The organism is Azospirillum brasilense (assembly GCF_022023855.1).
Classification (GTDB): domain Bacteria; phylum Pseudomonadota; class Alphaproteobacteria; order Azospirillales; family Azospirillaceae; genus Azospirillum; species Azospirillum brasilense_F.
The window spans coordinates 84,766-105,838 of sequence record NZ_CP059452.1 but is presented as its reverse complement, the minus strand read 5'-3'; the positions used below and the strand labels follow the sequence as shown (position 1 = coordinate 105,838).

General features: G+C 69.5%; 20 protein-coding genes. 16 read left to right on the top strand and 4 right to left on the bottom strand.

The window, feature by feature from the left end; all coding sequences use genetic code 11:
- Positions 1 to 193 precede the first annotated feature (193 nt).
- From H1Q64_RS27100 to ptsP, 8 genes are all read left to right on the top strand, one after another.
- Positions 194 to 889 carry a response regulator transcription factor gene (locus H1Q64_RS27100; protein ID WP_149167534.1) on the top strand — a complete coding sequence of 232 codons (696 nt, stop codon included), beginning with the start codon at positions 194 to 196 and terminating at the stop codon, positions 887 to 889.
- Positions 861 to 2,618: a stimulus-sensing domain-containing protein gene (locus H1Q64_RS27095; RefSeq protein WP_237907533.1), complete on the top strand. Its 1,758-nt coding sequence runs from the start codon at positions 861 to 863 to the stop codon at positions 2,616 to 2,618. Before H1Q64_RS27100 ends, H1Q64_RS27095 begins: the two co-directional genes overlap by 29 nt.
- Before the next feature lie 152 nt (positions 2,619 to 2,770).
- Complete coding sequence (locus H1Q64_RS27090) at positions 2,771 to 3,202, top strand: hypothetical protein (protein ID WP_237907532.1); 432 nt, start codon at positions 2,771 to 2,773, stop codon at positions 3,200 to 3,202.
- A gap of 155 nt (positions 3,203 to 3,357) precedes the next feature.
- Positions 3,358 to 3,873, top strand: coding sequence for an HPr kinase/phosphorylase (locus H1Q64_RS27085; RefSeq protein WP_237907531.1), 516 nt, complete (start codon positions 3,358 to 3,360; stop codon positions 3,871 to 3,873).
- Positions 3,870 to 4,793 carry an RNase adapter RapZ gene (gene rapZ, locus H1Q64_RS27080; RefSeq protein WP_237907530.1) on the top strand — a complete coding sequence of 308 codons (924 nt, stop codon included), beginning with the start codon at positions 3,870 to 3,872 and terminating at the stop codon, positions 4,791 to 4,793. Before H1Q64_RS27085 ends, rapZ begins: the two co-directional genes overlap by 4 nt.
- 121 nt (positions 4,794 to 4,914) lie before the next feature.
- Positions 4,915 to 5,316 carry a PTS sugar transporter subunit IIA gene (locus H1Q64_RS27075; RefSeq protein WP_114860323.1) on the top strand — a complete coding sequence of 134 codons (402 nt, stop codon included), beginning with the start codon at positions 4,915 to 4,917 and terminating at the stop codon, positions 5,314 to 5,316.
- Positions 5,317 to 5,320: 4 nt separating this feature from the next.
- Positions 5,321 to 5,662 carry an HPr family phosphocarrier protein gene (locus H1Q64_RS27070; protein WP_145629264.1) on the top strand — a complete coding sequence of 114 codons (342 nt, stop codon included), beginning with the start codon at positions 5,321 to 5,323 and terminating at the stop codon, positions 5,660 to 5,662.
- Positions 5,652 to 7,424 carry a phosphoenolpyruvate--protein phosphotransferase gene (ptsP, locus tag H1Q64_RS27065; protein ID WP_237907529.1) on the top strand — a complete coding sequence of 591 codons (1,773 nt, stop codon included), beginning with the start codon at positions 5,652 to 5,654 and terminating at the stop codon, positions 7,422 to 7,424. The genes H1Q64_RS27070 and ptsP overlap by 11 nt, the downstream gene beginning before the upstream one ends.
- A gap of 60 nt (positions 7,425 to 7,484) precedes the next feature.
- Here the strand turns inward: ptsP and H1Q64_RS27060 are convergent, their stop codons facing one another.
- Entirely contained in the window at positions 7,485 to 8,441 is a 957-nt protein-coding gene (locus H1Q64_RS27060; protein WP_237907528.1) for a LysR family transcriptional regulator, read from the bottom strand.
- Between the two features lie 174 nt (positions 8,442 to 8,615).
- Between H1Q64_RS27060 and H1Q64_RS27055 the strand changes: the two genes are divergently transcribed.
- From H1Q64_RS27055 to argE, 8 genes are all read left to right on the top strand, one after another.
- Entirely contained in the window at positions 8,616 to 10,028 is a 1,413-nt protein-coding gene (locus H1Q64_RS27055; RefSeq protein ID WP_237907527.1) for an MmgE/PrpD family protein, read from the top strand.
- Between the two features lie 322 nt (positions 10,029 to 10,350).
- On the top strand, positions 10,351 to 11,853 hold the full coding sequence (locus H1Q64_RS27050; RefSeq protein ID WP_237907526.1) for an ABC transporter substrate-binding protein: 1,503 nt from the start codon (positions 10,351 to 10,353) through the stop codon (positions 11,851 to 11,853).
- A 67-nt stretch (positions 11,854 to 11,920) separates the two neighbouring features.
- Complete coding sequence (locus H1Q64_RS27045; RefSeq protein WP_200487320.1) at positions 11,921 to 12,877, top strand: ABC transporter permease; 957 nt, start codon at positions 11,921 to 11,923, stop codon at positions 12,875 to 12,877.
- A gap of 1 nt (position 12,878) precedes the next feature.
- Positions 12,879 to 13,757 (top strand): ABC transporter permease, encoded by an 879-nt coding sequence (locus tag H1Q64_RS27040; RefSeq protein WP_237907525.1) that lies wholly within the window; start codon positions 12,879 to 12,881, stop codon positions 13,755 to 13,757.
- Between the two features lie 4 nt (positions 13,758 to 13,761).
- A complete protein-coding gene (locus H1Q64_RS27035; protein ID WP_237907524.1) occupies positions 13,762 to 15,888 on the top strand; it encodes an ABC transporter ATP-binding protein in 2,127 nt (708 codons plus the stop codon).
- A gap of 113 nt (positions 15,889 to 16,001) precedes the next feature.
- Positions 16,002 to 16,424: a RidA family protein gene (locus H1Q64_RS27030; RefSeq protein WP_094303833.1), complete on the top strand. Its 423-nt coding sequence runs from the start codon at positions 16,002 to 16,004 to the stop codon at positions 16,422 to 16,424.
- Positions 16,425 to 16,462: 38 nt separating this feature from the next.
- On the top strand, positions 16,463 to 17,422 hold the full coding sequence (locus H1Q64_RS27025; RefSeq protein WP_014199764.1) for an agmatinase: 960 nt from the start codon (positions 16,463 to 16,465) through the stop codon (positions 17,420 to 17,422).
- A 113-nt stretch (positions 17,423 to 17,535) separates the two neighbouring features.
- Positions 17,536 to 18,684: an acetylornithine deacetylase gene (argE, locus tag H1Q64_RS27020; protein WP_237907523.1), complete on the top strand. Its 1,149-nt coding sequence runs from the start codon at positions 17,536 to 17,538 to the stop codon at positions 18,682 to 18,684.
- 29 nt (positions 18,685 to 18,713) lie between these two features.
- Here the strand turns inward: argE and H1Q64_RS27015 are convergent, their stop codons facing one another.
- From H1Q64_RS27015 to H1Q64_RS27005, 3 genes are read right to left on the bottom strand one after another with little or no spacing between them, the layout of a single operon-like run.
- Positions 18,714 to 19,241, bottom strand: coding sequence for a histidine phosphatase family protein (locus H1Q64_RS27015; protein ID WP_237907522.1), 528 nt, complete (start codon positions 19,239 to 19,241; stop codon positions 18,714 to 18,716).
- A complete protein-coding gene (gene gph, locus H1Q64_RS27010; protein WP_237907521.1) occupies positions 19,238 to 19,933 on the bottom strand; it encodes a phosphoglycolate phosphatase in 696 nt (231 codons plus the stop codon). Before gph ends, H1Q64_RS27015 begins: the two co-directional genes overlap by 4 nt.
- 13 nt (positions 19,934 to 19,946) lie before the next feature.
- The gene (locus tag H1Q64_RS27005) at positions 19,947 to 21,062 is read right to left on the bottom strand and encodes an ABC transporter ATP-binding protein (protein WP_237907520.1); all 1,116 of its coding nucleotides are present in this window, start codon (positions 21,060 to 21,062) and stop codon (positions 19,947 to 19,949) included.
- Positions 21,063 to 21,073: the final 11 nt, after the last annotated feature.

Here is a 21,073-nt window from a genome sequence, read left to right as displayed (position 1 = left end):
GCGAAAAGTTGGCTTTTCATGCCTTTGCGCCGCCTGCAGGTCGTCGTGGAGCATTGGGAAAGCCCGCATTTCGAAATAAGACGAAACCATTCTTCCGTAGTAAGCGACATCAACGGGCCGGCCATCCGCTTCAGTTGGCCGCCGGCACCGGCGGTTGCCGAAAACGGGGTGTGTGATTGGGAACGCGAACGACATGTCTCACACCGTAGCCTTGGTGGATGACGACCGGAACATCCTGACCTCCGTTGCCATGGCGCTGGAAGCGGAGGGGTTCGAGGTGCGCACCTACACCGACGGCGCCGAAGCGCTGCGCGGCCTGACCCAGCGCCCGCCGGACCTCGCCGTGCTGGACATCAAGATGCCGCGCATGGACGGGATGGAGCTGCTGCAGCGCCTGCGCCAGACCAGCCATCTGCCGGTCATCTTCCTGACCAGCAAGGATGACGAGGTGGACGAGCTGATGGGTCTGCGCATGGGCGCGGACGACTACATCAAGAAGCCCTTCTCGCAGCGCCTGCTCGTCGAGCGCATCCGCACCCTGCTGCGGCGTGAGGCGGCGACCCGCGACAAGACCGCGCCGGAACCCGGCGTTCTGCTGACCCGCGGCCCGCTGGTCATGGACGGCGCCCGCCATTCCTGCACCTGGAAGGGTCAGCCCATCGACCTGACGGTGACGGAATTCCTTCTGGTGAAGGCGCTGGCCCAGCGCCCCGGCCATGTGAAGAGCCGCGACCAGCTCATGGACGCCGCCTATGGCGAGAACGTCTATGTCGACGACCGCACCATCGACAGCCACATCAAGCGGCTCCGCAAGAAGTTCAAGGCCATTGATTCCGACTTTGCGCAGATCGAAACGCTCTATGGCGTCGGTTACCGATACAGGGAGTGAGGTCCGCACGCCGGACCACGCTCTCTCTCCCCCCGTCCCCCCCGGAACCACGCCGCGCGCCGCGTCCAGGCGCCGGGTGCGCGGCGTGCCGTCGCCGCTGACCCTGCGGATTCTCGCCGTCAACGTGCTGGCGCTGCTGCTTCTGGTCGGCGCCCTGCTCTATCTCGGCCGCTACCAGGACCGGCTGGTCCAGGCGGAGCTGGACGCGCTGGAGACGGAGGCCCGGATCTTCGCCTCCGCGCTCGGCGAGGGCGCCGTGCAGCGGGCCGCCGACGAGCCGGAGCTGGGCCAGGAGAGCTACGAGCTGTCGCCGGAGCTGGGGCGCCAGATGATCCGCCGGCTGGCGCTGGCGACGGAGACGCACACCCGGCTCTACGGCCCGGATGGACGGCTGCTGTCAGACAGCCGCGTGCTGACCGGCTCGCCCGGCAAGATCGAGATCCAGGAGCTGCCGCTGCCGCCCTCCGGGGATCCGGCGTCACGGGCGGTCAATGAGTTCTACGCCCGCTTCATCGACGTGGTGCCGAGCCGGGAGAACCTGCCGCTCTACCGCGAGCCGCCGGGCCACGCCGCCGAATCGGCGGCCCCGCCGCCCAACGTGGAGCGCGCGCTGGCCGGCGAGAACAGCGCGACGGTGTGGCGGCTGGCCTCGCCGGTCGCCCGATCCAACCTGCTGCTGACGGTCGCCGTTCCGGTACAGCGCTACAAGGAGGTGCTGGGGGCGGTGCTGCTGTCGCGCAGCGGCACGGTGATCGATGAAGCCATCCGGTCGGTGCGCACCGACATTCTGCGCGTCTTCGCGGTGGCGCTTCTGGTCACGGTCCTGATGTCGCTCTATCTGGCCGGCACCATCGCCCGGCCCATCCGCAAGCTGGCGCAGGCCGCCGACCGGCTGCGCACCGGCCACGGGCGCCACACCGAGATCCCCGACTTCACCCGCCGCGGCGACGAGATCGGGGAGCTTTCCGGTGTGCTGCGCGACATGACGGCGGCGCTGTGGGCGCGCATGGACGCCATCGAGCGCTTCGCGGCCGACGTCGCCCACGAGATCAAGAATCCGCTGACCTCGCTGCGCAGCGCGGTGGAGACGGTCAGCCGCATCCAGGACCCGGCCCGCCGCGACAAGCTGATGGCGATCATCGCCGACGACGTGCAGCGGCTGGACCGGCTGATCAGCGACATCTCCAACGCCTCGCGCCTGGACGCAGAGCTGTCCCGCGCCGCTCTGGAACCGGTGGACATCGGCGCGATGCTCCGCACGCTCGCCGACATCCACCACACCACCGCGGAGGACGAGGAGGACGAGGGCGGGGCGGAGGCCGCGCCGAGCGTCGTCATCGAGCCGCCGCGGGGCGGGTCGCTGACCGTGAAGGGGCTGGAGGGGCGCCTGACCCAGGTCTTCCAGAACCTGATCGCCAACGCCCTGTCCTTCTCGCCGCCCGGCGGGCAGGTCCGGCTGGCCACCCGACGCACCCCGGACGGCGCGGTCGAGGTGACGGTCAGCGACGACGGCCCCGGCATTCCGGAGGGCAAGGAGGAGGCGATCTTCGAACGCTTCTACACCGAGCGGCCGGCAGGCGAGAAGTTCGGCACCCATTCCGGCCTCGGCCTGTCGATCTCCAAGCAGATCGTCGAGGCCCACGGCGGCACCATCCGGGCCGCGAACCGTCTCGGCCGCGATGGGGAGACGATCGGCGCCGTCTTCACCGTGCGCCTGCCCCGTCCGTGAGGGATTTCCACATGGCGGATGCGGCATAGTTGCAATTTGAGAAAAGACGTATGGACAAAGTCGTGGGTGCGGCGGATGCTCGATTACGGTCACTCCCGCGCCTGCGACGGCTGGCCTTTCGACAACCGGACGTCACCAACCGGAAGAGGGCCATGTCCGACATCCAGCCCGACCTCAAGCCGATCGCGCCTCGCCAGATCGAGGAGGTCGCCGCGGCTTCGGCCAAGGTAATCGACTTCCGCCGCTATCGGCTGGCCCGCCTCATCAACGACGCCAGCGTCCAGCAGGGCGAGCTGGCCCGGATGATGCGGGCATCGGCCAACGAACGGACGCAGCTGGCGGAGGCGCTCCAGGGCGCCCAGCGGCATCTGGCGACCATCGCCGACAGCTACACCCATCTGCTGACCCGGCTGGCCCGCGAGAAGGATTTCCGCACGGCCTGCCAGGAGGCAGCGGAGCTGGACGATCTGGACGAGATGATCCGCCGGCGCGACGCGCTGGCCAGCGAACTGGCGGACATCCGCCGTACCGTCCGGCCCGGCCTGCGCATCGGCTTGACCGCGGGCTGCGACCGGCCGGCCTGAGGCCGGAACTCGCGCGGCGGTCACCGTGGCTCAGCCGGGTTATGGCCGGAGCACGGCGGTCGCGCCGGCGCATTCGAGGCGTATCGGGCGGGAAAAGGATGCATTTTCGGCATCCCATTGACAGAACCAGCGGCACGCCTCACCTTCGCGGGATCATGGTAACGATTCACGGCACCTGCGTCCTGGTCGGCACATGGAATGACGGCCAGGGAAACGGCGGTAGCGGCGGCATACGGAGTGGCGGCGACCGCGGCGAAACGCCCGTCGGCGTGCTGCTGCGGGGGCCGTCGGGCAGCGGCAAGTCCGATCTGGCCTTGCGGATGATCGACGCGGGGGCGCTGCTGGTTGCCGATGACCAGGTGGAACTGCGCGTCGACCAGGACAGGCTGATGGCGACGGCGCCGGCGGCTCTGGCCGGTCTTCTGGAGGTGCGGGGCGTCGGCATCATGCCCCTGCCCGCCGCCGCGGAGGCGGAGGTCGGGCTGGTCGTCGATCTGGTGCCACGCGACGCCGTGGAGCGTCTTCCCATGGAAGAGGCCGCGGATCTTCTCGACCGGGCCGTCCCGCGCCTCGCCCTCTGCCCCTTCGACGCCTCGGCTCCGGCCAAGCTCAAGTTGGCCGCCGCTGCGGCGCGTGCCGGCTCGCTGGGAAAGGTTCCAAACCTGCCATGACCGACCGCCATTCCCAGGAAAACCTGCTGACGGAACGGCCGATGGGCCCGGACGGTCAACTCGTGCTGGTCACCGGCATGTCCGGAGCCGGCATGTCCGTCGCCTTGAAGGCGCTGGAGGATTTGGGCTACGAAGCGGTGGACAACCTGCGCCTCTCGCTGGTCCCAGCGCTTCTGGAGCAGGCGGACCCGCGCAAGCGGCCGCTGGCCCTGGTCATCGACAGCCGCACCCGCGACTTCTCCGCCCACGCCATGCTGGAGGAGGTCGAGGCGCTGAAGGCCCATGCCGGGTTGGACGTGCGGCTGGTCTTCCTCGACTGCGGGGACGAGACGCTGCAGCGCCGCTTCACCGAGACGCGCCGCCGCCATCCATTGGCCATCGACCGCCCGGTTCCGGATGGCATCCAGCTGGAACGCACCATGCTGCTGCCGCTGAAGCAGCAGGCCGACGTGACCATCGACACCACGCAATTGTCGATCCACGACCTGCGCCGCATCCTGGCCGGCAACTTCCAGATCGACAGCCAGGCGGCGCTCCAGGTCTTCGTCACCTCCTTCTCGTTCCGGATGGGGTTGCCTCGCGAGGCGGACCTCGTGTTCGACGTACGCTTCCTGACGAATCCCCATTATGATCCGGATCTGCGCCCGCTCACCGGCCTGGACCCCCGCGTGGCGGCGCGCGTGGAGGGCGATCCGGATTTCGCCGACTTCTTCCGTCATCTGACGGAACTGTTGCAGCCGCTTCTGCCGCGCTACAACCAGGAGGGCAAGAGTTACCTGACCATCGCGGTCGGCTGCACCGGCGGCAAGCACCGGTCGGTGTTCGTCGCCGAACGGCTGGCCGCTTGGCTGGGCGGGCTGGGGCTGAAGGTCGGGATCAGCCATCGGGAGTTGGACCGGCAGGCCCCGCGCACCGGCTGACCGCTGAAGGTTGGCCAGAGGGGCTGACCCAAGGGGCTGATTGGTCCGGATAAGGGATCGTTCATAAGTGCCGCAATAAGAATGTGGCTTCGGGGGAGGCTCCAGAATTGAAGGATGTCCCATGATCGGTATGGTTCTGGTAACCCACGGGCGCCTCGCGGCAGAGTTCATCGCCGCGCTGGAGCATGTGGTGGGTGAGCAGCAGCAGGTGCGGGCCGTGTGCATCGGCCCAGACGACGACATGGAGCAGCGCCGTCAGGACATTCTGAACTCCGTGGCCGACGTGGACGACGGGTCCGGCGTCGTCGTGCTGACCGACATGTTCGGCGGGACTCCGTCCAACCTCGCCATCTCCATCATGGACAAGGCGAAGGTCGAAGTGATCGCCGGCGTGAACCTGCCGATGCTGATCAAGCTGGCCAGCGTCCGCCGCCAGGAAACGCTGACCCACGCCGTGACCGCCGCGCGGGAGGCCGGACAGAAATACATCAACGTCGCATCCTCGCTGCTGTCGGACGGGTGACTCGATGAGCGTTCCAGACGACAAGACGCCCGCCCAGGGCGCTTCCGGCGTTGACGGGCGGACTCCGGAGAGAAACCCCGAAATCTGCCAGACCGTCACCATCTGCAACCAGCGCGGCCTGCACGCCCGCGCGGCGGCGAAGTTCGTGAAGCTGGTCGCCACCTTCGATTGCGAAATCGAGGTGCGGCGCGGCGAGACGCAGGTTTCGGGCGAATCCATCATGGGCCTGATGATGCTGGCCGCCGGCCCCGGCACCTCGGTGGAGCTGTACGCCTACGGCCGCGAGGCCGAGGACGCCATGGCCGCTCTCGTGGATCTGATCACCCGCAAGTTCGATGAAGACTGACGTTCCGGCCGCCGGCCAGGGGCGGTCGTTGCGCGGGCTGGGCGTTTCGCCCGGCATTGCCATCGGCCCGGCCCATGTGGTGGAGAGCGGCGCCGTCCGCGTTCCCGAATACACGCTCGCCGCCGATCAGGTGGAGGCCGAGGCCGCGCGCTTCGCCGATGCCTGCGGCAAGGCGCGCCGCCAGATCCGCAAGCTGAAGGCCAAGGCGCTGACGCTGCCCGGCTCCGCGTCGGAGGAGATCGGCTTCCTTCTCGACGCGCATCTGGCGATGGTCACCAACTCGCGCCTGACGCGCGGCGTCGAGCGCCGCATCCAGCAGGAGCTGGTCAACGCCGAGGCCGCGGTCCAGGCGGAGATCGCCACCATCGCCCAGACCTTCGCGAGCATGGAGGACAGCTACCTCGCCGGGCGCATCGCCGACGTGCGCGAGGTGGGGCGCCGCCTGATCCGCAACCTGATGCGGCACGAGTATCAGGCCTTCTCCATGCTGAACCCCGGCGCGGTGATTCTGGCCGAGGAGCTGACCCCGGCGGACACCGCCCTGCTCGACCCGCGCCGCGTCGCCGGATTCGCCACCGTGCTCGGCGGGGCGGAAGGGCACACGGCGATCATGGCGCGCTCGCTGGGCATTCCGGCTGTGCTGGGCGTCGGCGGGCTGCTGGCCGGGCTGAAGAACGGGATCACGGTCATCGTGGACGGGGTGCAGGGGCGCGTCATCATCGACCCCACCCCCGAGGTGCTGGAGGACTACCGGCAACGGCGCGCCGAACGCGAGCGCGAACGCGAGCAGCTGAAGGGCCTGCGCAAGCTGCCGGCGGTCACGCGCGACAACACCGCGGTGACGCTCCAGGCCAATCTGGAACTGCCCCGCGACCTCGACCACGCGCTGGAGAACGGGGCGCAGGGAATCGGGCTGCTGCGCACCGAGTTCCTGTTCATGAACCGCGACCAGTTGCCGGACGAGGACGAGCAGTACACCGTCCTGCGCTCCATCATCGAGGGCATGGGCGGGCGCACCGTCACCGCCCGCACCATGGATGTCGGCGGTGAGAAGCTGGCCGGCTGGATGGCCGGCCGCTACGGTGAGCCGGCGAACCCGGCGCTCGGTCTGCGCGCCGTCCGGCTGGGCCTGCGCGAGCCGAAGCTGCTGGAGACGCAGCTCGCCGCCATGCTGCGGGCCGGCGTCCACGGGCCGCTGCGCATCCTGCTGCCGATGATCTGCTCGGTCGCCGAGGTGCAGCGCGTGCGCGAGATGATGGGCCAGGTGGCCCGCCGCCTGCGCCGCCGCGGCGTCCCCATCGCCGATCCGCTGCCGCCGGTGGGGGTGATGGTGGAGGTTCCGGGCGCGGCCCTGTCCGCGGACGCGCTGGCCTACGCCGCCGACTTCTTCTCCATCGGCACCAACGACCTGACCCAGTACACGCTGGCCATCGACCGCGGCGACGAGCAGGTCGCCTCGCTCTACGACCCGCTGCATCCGGCGGTTCTTCGCCTGATCCAGTTCACCATCGAGGCGGCGTTGCGCGCCCGCATCCCGGTGTCGGTCTGCGGCGAGATCGCCGGGGACGCGCGCTACACGGCCTTGTTGTTGGGGCTTGGCGTGCGCGACCTGTCGATGGTCCCGCCGGCCATCCCCCTGGTGAAGCGGCGCATCCGCAAGCTGGACCTTCAGGAAGCCACCCGCCGCGCCCGCGTCATCATGGACCAGAGCGACAGCGGGCGCATCGCCGCCCTGCTGGACGACTTCAACGCCGTCGGCTGAGGCACCGCTCGAAGGAAGAACGGCGTCCGCGCAACTCCATCGTTGCCGCGGACGCCGTTCTCACCGCCCGATCATGGGCTTCAGCCAGGGCCAGGAGATGAACAGTTCGGTGAAGTAGCCCTGGGTGAGAATGCCGCGGCCGACCTTGTGGATGCGGGCCGGAAGCGCGCCGAGCTCCCCCTTGCGGGCGATCACGAAGATGGACCGGCGAAAGCTCGCGGCCGGAAAGGGCAGAACCCGCAGGCGACCCAGATGCTGGCGGCTTTTCACCAGCGCGGTCGGTGGAAGCAGACTCCACCCCATCTCCTCCGCCACCATGGCCATCATGGTGTCGACGGCGTCGAACGCGAAGCTGCGCGGGATCTCCATGCCCAGGCGGCGCAGATGCTGGTCCACCATCCGGCCAAGGCTGCTGTCCGCCGTGTTGCGGATCAGCGGCAACGCCTGTGAAAGCGCGCGCAGCCCGGCCTCGTCGGCGACCTCCGGCGCGTTGCGCGGCACCAGCAGCACGAAGGGCTCGGTGACCAGCCGGGCGCTGTCCACCTCATCCATGTCGTCGAAGGACTCGTTGGTGAAGATGACGTCCAGGCGCCGCGCCATGAACTGCTCCCGCAGTTGCCGGCTCAGCCCCGCCGCGATGCTGAAGGAGGGCACGCCGTCGCGCAGTTGCTGAAGCAGCCGCGGCATGAACGGGGCGGCCAGCGTGTCGATGCAACCGAGCCGCAGCTCCGGCACGAAGGGCGCATCCTTGCCGCCGATCACCGCCGGCAGTTGGCGGGCGTCGTTCAGGATGCGCTTGCTCCAATGCCAGAGCCGGTGACCGGCGGCGGTCAGCGCCATCGGGCGGATGCTTCGGTCGAACAGCTGCGTGGCGAAGGCGGTTTCCAGTTGACGCACCACATGCGACACGGCCGATTGAGTCAAGCCCAGTTGCCCTGCCGCTCGGGTCATGTTGCCAAGCTCCGCCACGGTCACGAACACTTCGAGGGCGTCGAGGTCAAAGTCGCGATGGCGCATGGGGCGAGCGGGCTTCGTCTTCCGGCGGTCGTGGGGCAGGTCCCGATGGAGACCCGGGTGGCGGCATATTATGAACGCAGTTCATCCCCACCATGAAAGTCATTTCTTGACGTGACGGGACGGAACGGTCGTGGGCAGCCTCGCGGGGTCGTCATTCCTTGCGAGCCTCCCATCATGACCATCCCTCCCCTCCCCTCCATCACCGCCGGCCAGCCCGCGACCCAGCCCGCTGCCCGACTCATCGGCCATTGGCTGGCCGGCCTGGAGCGCGCCGGCATTCCCGACGACGTCGCCGCGGCGGCCCGCGCCTGCATCATCGACACGCTGGGCGTGGCTCTGGCCGGAGTGGGCACCGACACCGCCCGCTTGGCGCGGGAGGACGCGCTGGACATCCATGCCGCCGGCCCGTCCACCCTCCTGGGAGGCGGGCGCCTCAACGCCGAAGGGGCCGCCTTCGCAAACACCACCGCCGCCCATGCGCTGGATTTCGACGATAACTCCTATGCCGGATTCGTCCATGGGTCGGCCGTGGTGGTGCCGACCGCCTTGGCCGCGGTGGAGGCGGCCGGAGGCACCGGAGCCGATCTGCTGACCGCCGTGGTTGCCGGTGCGGAGGCGGAATACGCGCTGGCCATCGCCCTCGGCAACGGGGTGTATGAGGCCGGCTGGTGGACCACCGCGCTGTTCGGCGTGGTCGGCGCCGCGGCCGCGGCGGCCAAGGCCTTCCGGTTGGACGGCGACCGGGCCGCCGACGCCATTGCCTTTGCACTCTGCGGAGCCGGCGGCATGCGGGCCTGCTTCGGCACGGGCGCCAAGCCGCTGCTGGCCGCACAGGCTGCCGCCAACGGGCTGCGCGCGGCGCGTCTGGCCAAGCGTGGCGGGGCCGTTCCGCACAGCGTGGTGGAGGACCCGCGAGGCTTTGCCCGGCTGGTGGCGCAGGGCCGGTTCGATCCCATGGCGCTGGCGGCCTTGGGCCGACGGTGGCACCTGCTCGACCCAGGCATCGACACTAAGGCCTATCCGGTCTGCCTCTCCTCGCATGCGGCTGCCGACGCGGTGCGCGACCTGATGACGGAGCACCGGCTGGTTCCGTCGGACATCGCGGCGGTGCGCTGCGTCGTGCCGCCCGTGGTGGCCGCCAACCTTACCTACGACCGCCCAACCACTCCCGGCGAAGCCCGCTTCAGCCTGCCCTTCGCGGTGGCCTGCGTGATGCTGCACGGCGACCTGACTCTGGATCACCTGACCGCAGCGACGCTGGCCGACCCGCATCTGCGCGCAGCGATGGAACGTGTGAGCATGCGGCCCGACCCCGGCTGGAACGCCGATCCCGAACGGGCGCGGCTGGCCCCGGAAGGCGCCGCTGTGACGGTGGAAACCGCAACCGGACATACGTTCCGCCGCTTCTGCGCCTCGGCGCGCGGCACCGTCGCCCGGCCGCTGTCGGCGCAGGAGCATGCCGGGAAGTTCCATGACTGTGCCGGACGCGCCATGGGATCGGAGGCAGCGGCGCGGCTCCATCGGAAGTTGCTGGATATCGATGCTCTGCCCCGGCTGGACGGGCTTCTGGACGTCTCGATCGGCTGACATGCGGGGCGAAAGCATACGCCTGCATTCATGGTCCCTGCAAAATTCATTCATGGTGCTGGCGAGACGTCCATAATCCAGCCTAATTTTTGAGCAAGATTGTCAGCCCAACGGACGGAATTTTACGAGCAAATTCCGGGCTTCAGCGGTGATCGAAAATCAGGCACATGGTCCACAACACCATATTCGCCTAATTTATGAGCATATCTTGCTCCGCCGGGCGGCATGGTCTTGGCCTTTCCGCCCATGACGGGTCTGTGAGAGCGTCGAGGCAACAGGAACCAAGGTCCACAACGGACCCCGCAAGCAGAGAGGCTTCATCATGGTGAAACGGTTGGTGGCACGGGCTGTGCTCTCGGCTTTCCTCCTCTCCGGCACCGCGCTGTCCGCGCACGCCGCCGGCACGCTCAAGGTGGCGGTGGATTCGAACCTGAACACTCTCGATCCCGCCAAGATGAAGGGCGGCCAGGAGTATGTGGCCGCCTACCTCCTCTTCAACGGCCTGACGGCGATCGCCGCCGACATGACGCTGAAGCCGGACCTCGCCGAGCGCTGGGAGCACAGCGCAGACCTCAAGACCTGGACCTTCTTCCTGAAGAAGGGCGTGAAGTTCCACAGCGGCCGGGAGATGGACGCCGAGGACGTGCTCGCCACCATCACCCGCATCCAGGACAAGGCGACCGGATCCACCGCCCGTGTGAACTTCGAGATCGTGGAGTCGATGAAGGCGGTGGATTCCCACACGGTGGAATTCACGCTGAAGTCCCCCTACTCCGGCTTCGCCGAGCTGTTCGGCGAGCGTCAGGCCCGCATCGTGCCGCGCGACGCCCTCGACACGCTGGCCTCCAACCCCGTCGGCACCGGCCCCTTCCAGTTCGTCTCCTTCGCGCCCGGCGACCGCATGGTGGTGAAGCGCAACCCGACCTATTTCGAGGCCGGCCTGCCCAAGCTGGACGAGGTGGTGATCCGCATCCTGCCCGAAACCGCCAGCCAGGTGGCGGCGCTGACCACGGGTGAGCTGGACCTCGCCTGGAACCTGCCGCCGGAGGCGGTGGACAAGGTCAAGGCGACATCGAACCTGAAGGCCGAAGCCGTGCCGACCTCCACCTGGGACGGTGTGATCATGAACGGCACGACCAAGCCGTTCGACGACGTGCGCGTCCGCCGCGCCGTGGCGACGGCGCTGGACAAGCAGGCCATCACCCAGATCGCCCTGTTCGGCTACGGCACGCCGACCCATTCGCCGATCCCGCCGAGCCATCCCTACTTCAACAAGGACCTGCCGATCGCCAAGGGCGACCCGGCGGCCGCGAAGAAGATGCTGGCCGAGGCCGGCTATCCCAACGGCTTCGAGGTCACGCTCTACACCCCGGCCGGCCGCGCCACCCGCGAGCGCCTGGGGCTGGCCGTCCGCGAACTGCTGAAGCCGGCGGGCATCACCGTCAACGTGCAGCGCGTCCCCTTCGACGTCTTCCTGAAGGACATCGAGGGCAAGGCGGGCTTCTACATCGACGGCTTCTTCAGCCGCCCGACGATCGATACCTCGGTCTACCCCTGGTACCACTCGCGCGGGTCGTGGAACGCCGCGCTGTGGAACTACGCCAACCCGGCGATGGACAAGCTGCTCGACGGCGCCCGTCAGGCGTCCAGCGAGGAGGAGGCCAAGAAGCTGTACGGCGAGGTCCAGGCGCTGGCCGTCCAGGACGCCCCCGGCGTCATCCCCTACGTCATCAACCACGTCAACGGCGTGAGCGCGCGGGTGCAGGGCTTCACCTCCCACCCGATGATGTTCCTCGACCTGCGCAACGTTTCGGTCGGCCAGTAGAGCCGTCGACGGCGTCGGGAGCGCCCGCCGCGCTCCCGACGGCCCCGGGCCAAGGGAAGCTCTCCGCATGCTCCTCTACACACTCACCCGGCTGGCCTATCTGGCGATGGTGCTGGTCGTCATGTCGATCCTCGTCTTCCTCGTGACGCAGGCGATGCCGGGCGACGTCGCGTCGATGATCGCCGGGCAGTTCGCCTCGAAGGAGGTGATCGACGCCATCACGGTCAAGCTCGGGCTCGACCAGCCCCTGATCGTGCAGTACGGCCGCTGGGCCGCCGGCATCCTGCAGGGCGATCTCGGCCGCTCGCTGGTGCTGGAGCAGCCGGTCGCGCCGATCCTGATGGAGGCGCTGAGCCGGTCCCTGGTCCTGGCGGTGGTCGCCCTGGCGGTGGTGACGGTGATCGGCATCGGCCTCGGCGTGCTGGCCGCGGTGCGCCGCGGACGTCTGGCCGACCAGATGGTCTCGGGCGTGTCCTATCTCGGCATCGCCGTTCCCGACTTCTTCTGGGCCATCGTCCTGGTGCTGGTCTTCGGCAGCTACCTGAAATGGCTTCCGACCGGCGGCTACGCGCCGCTTTCCGACGGCTTCGTGCCCTGGGCGTCGCATCTGGTCCTGCCGGTCGTCACGCTGGTGCTGATGCTGATCGCCCGCATCGCGCGGCTGACCCGCTCCAGCATGATCGACGTCCTACAGACCAACTACGTGAAATACGCCCGCGCCAAGGGCCTGCCGGAGAAGGTGGTGATCGTCCGCCACGCCCTGCGCAACGCGCTGCTGCCGACCATCACCGTGCTCGCCATCGACTTCGGCCTGATCCTCGGCGGCGTCGTGGTCATCGAGACGGTCTTTTCCTTCCCCGGCATGGGCCGGTTGCTGCTGTTCGCCATCCAGCGCCACGACCTGCCGCTGATCCAGGCGACCATCCTGATCATCTCGACGGCCTACTGCCTGGCGAACCTGGCGGCCGACCTGCTCTACGCGTTCGTCAACCCGAAGATCCGCCATGGCATGGGGAACGCCTGACATGACCGCCGCGAGCCAAACCCCCGCCGCCCCGCCCCGCCCTGCCCCGCCTCACGCCGTGCCGAAGCGCTGGCCAACCTCGCTCGTGCTCGGGATCGCGCTGCTGGCGCCGCTGCTGGTGGTCGCCGTGGCCGGCCCCTGGCTGGCCCCCTACCCCTACGACGAGATGAACATCATGAGCCGGCTGCAGCCGCCGGGGCCGGACTTCTGGTTCGGCACCGACGAGTACGGCCGCGACGTGTTCAGCCGCACCCTCGTCGGCACGACCAACTCGCTGGTCATGGGCGTCGCCGCCACCGCCATCAGCCTGCTCGTCGGCGTGCCGCTGGGGCTGGTCGCCGGCTACGGCCGGGGCCGGACCGACGAGATCATCATGCGCTGCATGGACGTGCTGATGTCCTTCCCGCCCATCCTGCTGGGCATCCTCGTCCTGGCCGTCACGCCGCCGGCGTTGTGGAAGGCGGTCGTCGCCATCGGCATCGTCTACGTGCCGCAGGTGGTCCGCCTGACCCGCGCCATCACCCTGGAGCTGATGCAGGAGGAGTTCATCACCGCAGCCCGGCTGCGCGGCGAAAGCACCTCCTACATCCTGTTCCACGAGATCCTGCCGAACATCTGGCCGCCTCTGGCGGTCGAGTCCAGCCTGCGCGTCGTCTTCGCCATCCTGTTGGGCGCCGCCCTCAGCTTCATCGGCATGGGCGCACAGCCGCCCTCCTCCGATTGGGGCCTGATGATCAGCGAGGCCCGGCCCTTCGTCGAGCAGGCGCCGTGGATCGCGCTGTGCCCCGGCATCGCCATGGGCATCACCGTGATCGGCATCAACCTGCTGGGCGATGGACTGCGCGCCGTGCTGGACCCCCGCAACACGGGAGGACACTGACCCCATGACCGCTCTCGTGCCCCTTTCCGCCGCCGCGTCTCCCGACCCGACCCCGGCTTCCGCGACCGCCTCGGCCAGCGCCCTGCTTGAGGTGCGCAACCTCACCATCAACTACGCCAGCCCGCGCGGCACGCTGCGCGCCGCCAGCGACGTCAGCTTCGCGATCCGGCCGGGCGAGGTCATGGGGCTGGTCGGCGAGTCCGGCTCGGGCAAGAGCACCGTCGCCATGGCCATCCTCGACCTGCTGGGCGAGGCCGGGCGCATCGACGGCGGCGAGATCCTGTTCGAGGGGACCGACCTGCGCCGCCTGTCCGCCGCGCACCGCCGGCGCTTGCGCGGCGACCGCATCGCCGCGGTCTTCCAGGATCCCTTCACCTCGCTGAACCCGGCGCTGACCGTCGGGCGGCAGATCGCCGAGCCGCTGGTCCAGCACAAAGGCTTCACCCCCCGGCAGGCCGCACCGCGGGTGGAGGAGCTGCTGGCCGAGGTCGGCATCCGCGAGCCGCGGCGCATCGCGCAGTCCTACCCGCACCAGCTGTCGGGCGGCATGCAGCAGCGCGTGCTGATCGCCACCGCGCTCGGCTGCGACCCCAAACTGCTGATCCTCGACGAGCCGACGACGGCGCTCGACGTCACGGTGGAGGCGCGGATCATCGAGCTGCTCGCCGGCCTGTGCGAGAGCCACCATCTGAGCGCCCTGTTCGTCTCGCACAACCTCGGCATCGTCAACCGCATCTGCAATTCGGTCTGCGTGCTCTACGGCAGCGAGGTCGTGGAGACCGGGCGCACCCGCGACGTGCTGGCCCGGCCGGTCCATCCCTACACCAAGGGGCTGGTGGCGGCGCTGCCCCGCATCACCACGGACCGCCGGCACCGCCTGTCCTCGATCCCCGGCACGGTCAGCAAGCTGTCGGGAGCTTCCGAATCCTGCGTCTTCGCGCCCCGCTGCCCGTTCGCCGAGGAGACCTGCCGCCGCCTGCCCCAGGCGCTGCGCGGGGACGCCGCCGGCAACAGCGTGCGCTGCTGGAAGGCCGAGGCCCTGTCCGGCACCCCGTGGCCGGAGGAGTCGACCGCGTCCCGGCCGCCGGCGGCGGCGCCGGCCCGCTCCGCCCCGCTGGTGCAGGTCGATGCGCTGCGCAAGGTCTTCGGCGAGCGCCGGTCGGTCCTGCCATGGCTGCGCCGGGACGGCACGGTGGCGGTCGACGACGTCTCCTTCACCATCCAGCGCGGCGAGGTGTTGGGCGTGGTCGGCGAGAGCGGCAGCGGCAAGAGCACGATCGGCCGCTCGCTGCTGGCCCTGATCGAGCCGACCGCCGGAACGGTTCTGTTCGACGGCGCCGACTTCGTCAAGCAGGCCAAGGAGGGCGACCGCGACCTGCGCCGCCGCGCCCAGCTGGTCTTCCAGAATTCCGCCGCCTCGCTCAACCCGCGCAAGACGGTGGGGGCGGCCATGGAGCGCCCGCTCGTCCTCGCCGGCCGCCAGGGCGAGGCGGAGCGCCGGGAGATGATCGCGGCGCTGCTGACCCGCGTCGGCCTGCCCGCCGCCTACGCCGACCGCTACCCGCACGAGCTGAGCGGCGGCGAGCGCCAGCGCGTGAACATCGCCCGCGCCCTGGCCACCGACCCGGAATTCGTCGTCTGCGACGAGGCGGTGTCGGCGCTCGACGTCTCGGTGCAGGCGAACATCCTCAACCTGCTGGCCGATCTGCGGGACGAGCTGGGACTGTCCTACCTGTTCATCACCCACGACATCGCCGTGGTCTCGCACATCGCCGACCGCGTGCTGGTCGTCTATGGCGGGACCATCTGCGAGGAGGGACCGATCGGCCGGGTCCTGCGCCCGCCCTACCACCCCTACACCGAGGCGCTGCTGTCGGCGGTGCCGCGGCTGGGCGGAGCGGAGGACGGGACGGAGCCGGAACGCATCCTGCTGGAGGACTCCACGGCACCGCCCGGCGGCGGGGGATGCGCGTTCCGCGGCCGCTGCCCGCGCAAGCTCGGCGCCATCTGCGACGAGCGCGCGCCGCCGGTGCAGACGGCGGCCGACGGCCACCGCATCGCCTGCCACATCCCGCTGGCCGAGCTGGCGGAACGGGCGTCGGTCTTCCCCGAACTGGCGGCCCTGCACTGACCGTCTAATCCGCAACCCTTTCCGGGCGGCGTAACGGCCGGGAGCCCTTTCGGCTCCCCGGACACGCCCTCTTCATGCCCGGCGCACCCCTTCACCCAAGAGAGAACCGACCCATGACCACCCACACCCGCATCCGCAAGTTCAACACCAAGAAGACCTATCCCGAGCAGGCGCTGGACAACGACCTCTGCCAGACGGTCGTGGCCCGCGGTGCGATGGTCTTCGTGCGCGGCCAGATCGGCCAGAACCTCGACACCAGCGAGAGCGTGGCCATCGGCGACGCCGCCGGCCAGACCGAGCAAGCCATGAGCAACATCAAGATGCTGCTGGACGAGGCCGGCGCGAAGATGGAGCACATCTGCAAGATCACCGTCTACATCACCGACCCGCGCTACCGCGAGCCGGTCTACCGCACCATCGGCAAGTGGCTGAAGGGCGTCCATCCTGTCTCTACCGGCATCGTCGTCAGCGCCCTGGCGCGGCCGGAGTGGGTGGTCGAGGTCGACGCCATCGCCGTGATCCCCGACGCCGCCTGATTTCCCGTATCACACAGAAGAAACCTGGAACGCCCGCCATGAGCAGCACCCTGACCAACCCGCCGCGCCGTGAACTGCAGAGCTTCCTCGATTTCCCGATCTGCACGGATCTCGACCAGCTCGACGGCCACATCGGCATCCTCGGCATCCCCTACGGCGATCCCTACTCGATCGACGAGGTGACCAACGACCAGACCAACGCCCCCACCTGGGTCCGCCGCTACACCGAGCGGGCGCTGCGCCAGCTGGAGCGCTGGGACTTCGACATCGGCGGTCCGCTGCTCGGCGGGAAGGACATCAAGGTCGTGGACTGCGGCGACGTGAAGGCGAACCCGCGCGACCTCGACCTGCATTACCGCAACGCCGAGGCGGTGGTGCGGGCGATGCTCGCCAAGGGCATGCTGCCGATCATCATCGGCGGCGACCACGGCATCCCGATCCCGGTGCTGCGCGCCTACGACGACCAGGGCCCGATCACGCTCGTGCACATCGACGCGCACCTCGACTGGCGCGACCATGTGAACGGCGCCCGCGGCGGCTATTCCAGCCCGATCCGCCGCGCGGCGGAGATGGACCATGTCGGCCAGATCTTCCAGATCGGCCTGCGCTCCGCCGGCAGCGCCCGGCCGGAGGAGGTCGAGGCGGCCCAGGCCTACGGCGCCGTGCTGATCCCCGACGTGGAGCTGCAGGACGTCGGCATGAAGGCGGTGCTCGACCGCATTCCCGACGGCGGGCGCTACTACCTGACCATCGACGCCGACGGCATGGACCCGACCATAATGCCGGCGGTCAACGGCCCGGCGCCGGGCGGCGTGACCTATCCCCAGATCCGCACGCTGATCCACGGTCTGGTGAAGAAGGGCCGCGTGGTCGGCATGGACATCGTGGAGATCACGCCCAAGAAGGACGTGAACGGCATCACCGCCATCACCGCCGGGCGCATCATCTGCAACCTGATCGGCAAGACCATCCAGGCCGGCTACTTCGACGCCAAGTGAGCGGCGCGGCCTGACGAGGAACGGAGGAGGCCGGCCGACGGCCGCCTCCGTCCTGACGGCAGCGCTGGCTTGTGAAAGCCCGCGCTGAAAGACCAAGAAGGACCATACCCGCCATGGGTGCGACGCTGGACATTCTGGAGCGGCTTGTGGCCTTTCCCACGGTCAGCCGCGACAGCAACCTCGACCTCATCCTCTGGGCGAAGGAGCGGCTGGAGGTGGCCGGCGCCACCACGCGGCTGGTGCCGAGCGAGGACGGGCGCAAGGCCAATCTCTTCGCCAGCGTCGGCCCGATCGACCGTCCGGGCGTCCTGCTGTCCGGACACACCGATGTGGTGCCGGTGGATGGGCAGGCCTGGACCAGCGACCCCTTCCGCCTGACCCGCCGGGCCGGGAATCTCTATGGGCGGGGAACCGCCGACATGAAGGGCTTCGTCGCCGCCGCGATGGCCCTGGCCGAGCGGGCCTCCGGGCGGACGCTCAGCCAGCCCCTTCATCTCGCGCTGTCCTACGACGAGGAGGTCGGCTGCCTGGGCGTGCGCCGCCTGATCGACATGATGGCGGCCCTGCCGGTCCGCCCGCGCTTCTGCATCGTCGGTGAACCCACATTGATGCAGGTGGTCACGGCCCACAAGGGCAAGACGGCGCTGCGCATCGACTGCCGCGGGGTCGAATGCCATTCCAGCCTGGCGCCGCAGGGGATGAACGCCATCCATATGGCCTGCGACATGCTTACGGGACTGCGCCGGCTGCAGGAGCAGGTGCAGACCGAAGGCCCGCGCGACGCCGATTACGACGTGCCGTGGACCACCATCCACGCCGGTGTCATCCAGGGCGGCAGCGCGCTGAACATCGTGCCCAACCATTGCCGCCTCGACATGGAAATCCGCCACCTGCCGCAGGACCCGGTGGAGCCTCTGCTCGACGCGGTGCGGGCGGAGGCGGCGGCCATCGAAACGCGCGCACGAAGCGCCTTTCCCGCCGCCGCCGTCGAGGTCGCCGAACTGTCCAGCTATCCGTCGCTCGACACCGACGGGGACTCGGAGGTGGTGTCCTTCGTCAAGGCGCTCACCGGCGGCAACAGCCTGGGCAAGATTTCCTTCGGCACCGAAGGCGGCCTGTTCCAGCAGCGCTTGTCGCTTCCCACCGTCGTCTGCGGCCCCGGCAGCATCGGCGAGGCCCACAAGCCGGACGAGTTCATCGCGGAGGAGCAGCTGGCGGCCTGCGACCGCATGCTGGATCTTCTGCTGACCCGCCTGGCCTGACGAGCCGAGGTTTTCCGCGCGGCCTCCGGTCAGGGGCCGCGCGTCAGCGTGACCGGAGTCGCGTTGGGCGGCCAGAGCGTGTCCGGGTCGACGCCCATCCAGCGGCACAAGGCGTGCCATGTCCCGGCGTGCGCCACGATCAAGGGGGGCTGCCCGTCCGCCGGAATCGGCAACCCGCTCAACGCCGCGGTGACACGGGCCTGGAAGGCGGACAGGCTTTCGCCCCCCGGCACCTCCTCGCGCAGGAGGTCCCCCGGCACGGCGCCCCCCTCCAGGTCACCCCAGCGCCGCTCCTCCAGACCGGGGACAACGGCCACCGGAAGGCCCAGCGCCGCGCCGATGATTCCAGCGGTTTCCAGCGCGCGCCGCTGCGGGCTGGAATGAATGGCCGCGACCGGACTCCCCTGGGCGGTCAGCGCCGCCGCCGCCGCGTGGGCCTGCGCCCGGCCGCGGTCGGTCAGCGACACGTCGCGCGACCCGGCCAGCCAGCCGCCAAGGTTGCTTTCCGTCTCGCCATGCCGACAGAAAACGACCCGATCCAGCGTGGGACGGCTCATGCCAGGGAGCCCTCGGACAGCGCCCCCGTCAGGTCGCCGAAGCGCTCCAGGATGCCGTCGTGGGGAAGGCTGTCGAGCGGCACTCGCGCGTAGCCGTAGCGCAGCACCAGAACCCGCGCCACCCCGGCGCCGCGGGCGGCGGCCACGTCATGCTCGTTGTCGCCGACGAACACCGTCTCCTCAGGCCGGACATCCATCAGGCTGAGCAGGCCGAGCACCGGCTCCGGCGAGGGCTTGCGGCTGGGGAAGCTGTCGCCGCCGACCACCGCCGTGAAGCGGTCCGCGATGCCAAGGTCGGCGAGCAGCCGCCGGGTCGCCCCCATCGGCTTGTTGGTGCATACCCCGAGTTTCAACCCGGCCCCGGCCAGCGCCGTCAGCGTCTCCGCCACGCCGGGATAGAGCGCGCTGTGAGCGCTGGGGTCGGCCTCGTAAATGGCGAGGAAACGGCGGGTGTGGGCCGCCGTCTCCTCCGCTCCGGGCAAGCCGCCGGTGGCGGTCAGGACCCGCTCCACCAGCTTGGCCACGCCGTCGCCGATGAAGGAGCGCACCGCCGGCAGATCGACCGGCGGGCGGCCCAGCTCGGCCAGCAGGGCATTGGAGGCGTGCATCAGGTCGGCGGCGCTGTCCACCAGCGTGCCGTCGAGATCGAAGGCGACAGCACGGAAAGACGTGCGGTTGGGAAGGCTGGTCACCGGAGTGCGACTCCTATCGGCGCAGGAAGCGGGCCTTGTCGGCCGCGAGGTCGAGGGTGATCGGGGTGTCGGTCGGCAGCAGCGCGTCGCCGGCTTGGTGCGGGGCGTCAACCTGCACCTGCTGCCCCCCGATGTCCACCGCGTAGCGGATCGAGGCGCCCAGGAACTCGCGGTGCCGCACCACGCCCATTAGCCGGACATGGCCCGCGCGCGGCGGCCCGCCGTCCTGGCGGATGAAGAGGTTCTGCGGCCGGAACATCAGCTTGCCCTCGGCCCCCGGCTCCACACCGTGCGGCAACGGGATCGGCACGCCGCCGCCCATGACGAAGGCCGTCCCGCCGTCCACGGTGCGCACCTGCCCTTCCAGCACGTTGGCGGTGCCGAGGAAGCCGGCGACGAACAGGTTGGCTGGGTGGTCGTACAGCTCCTGCGGGGTGCCCACCTGCTGGACGATGCCGTCCTCCATCACCGCGATGCGGTCGCAGATGGTGTTGGCCTCCTCCTGGTCATGGGTGACGAAGATGGTGGTCAGCCCCAGCTTGCGCTGAAGGCTCAGCAGCTCCTGGCGCATCTGCACGCGCAGCTTGGCGTCGAGGTTCGACAGCGGCTCGTCCAGGAGCAGCACCTTCGGCTCGATCACGATGGTGCGGGCAAGCGCGACGCGCTGCTGCTGGCCGCCCGAAAGCTGCGACGGGCGGCGGTCGGCCAGATGCTTCAGCCCGACGAGGTCGAGCGCCGCGTCCACCCGTCGCTCGATCTCCGCGCGCGGCACGCGCCGCTCCTCCAGCCCGAAGGCGACGTTGCGGCGCACCGTCATGTGCGGCCACAGCGCGTAGCTCTGGAACACCATGCCGACGTCGCGCTTATGCGCCGGCAGGCCCGAGATGTCGCGCCCGCCGATCGTCACCGCCCCGCGCTGCGCCGTGTTGAAGCCGGCGATCAGCCGCAGCAGCGTGGTCTTGCCGCAGCCCGACGGGCCGAGGAAGGCGAAGAATTCCCCCGGCTTGATGTCGAGATGGATGTCCTTCAGCACGCGGTGGCTGCCGTAGGACAGGTCCACACCGTCGATGCGGACGCCGACGCTCTCCATACCGGCAGCCAGGGAGGTGGGGGAGAATTGATGGTTCATGGTGCGGTTCC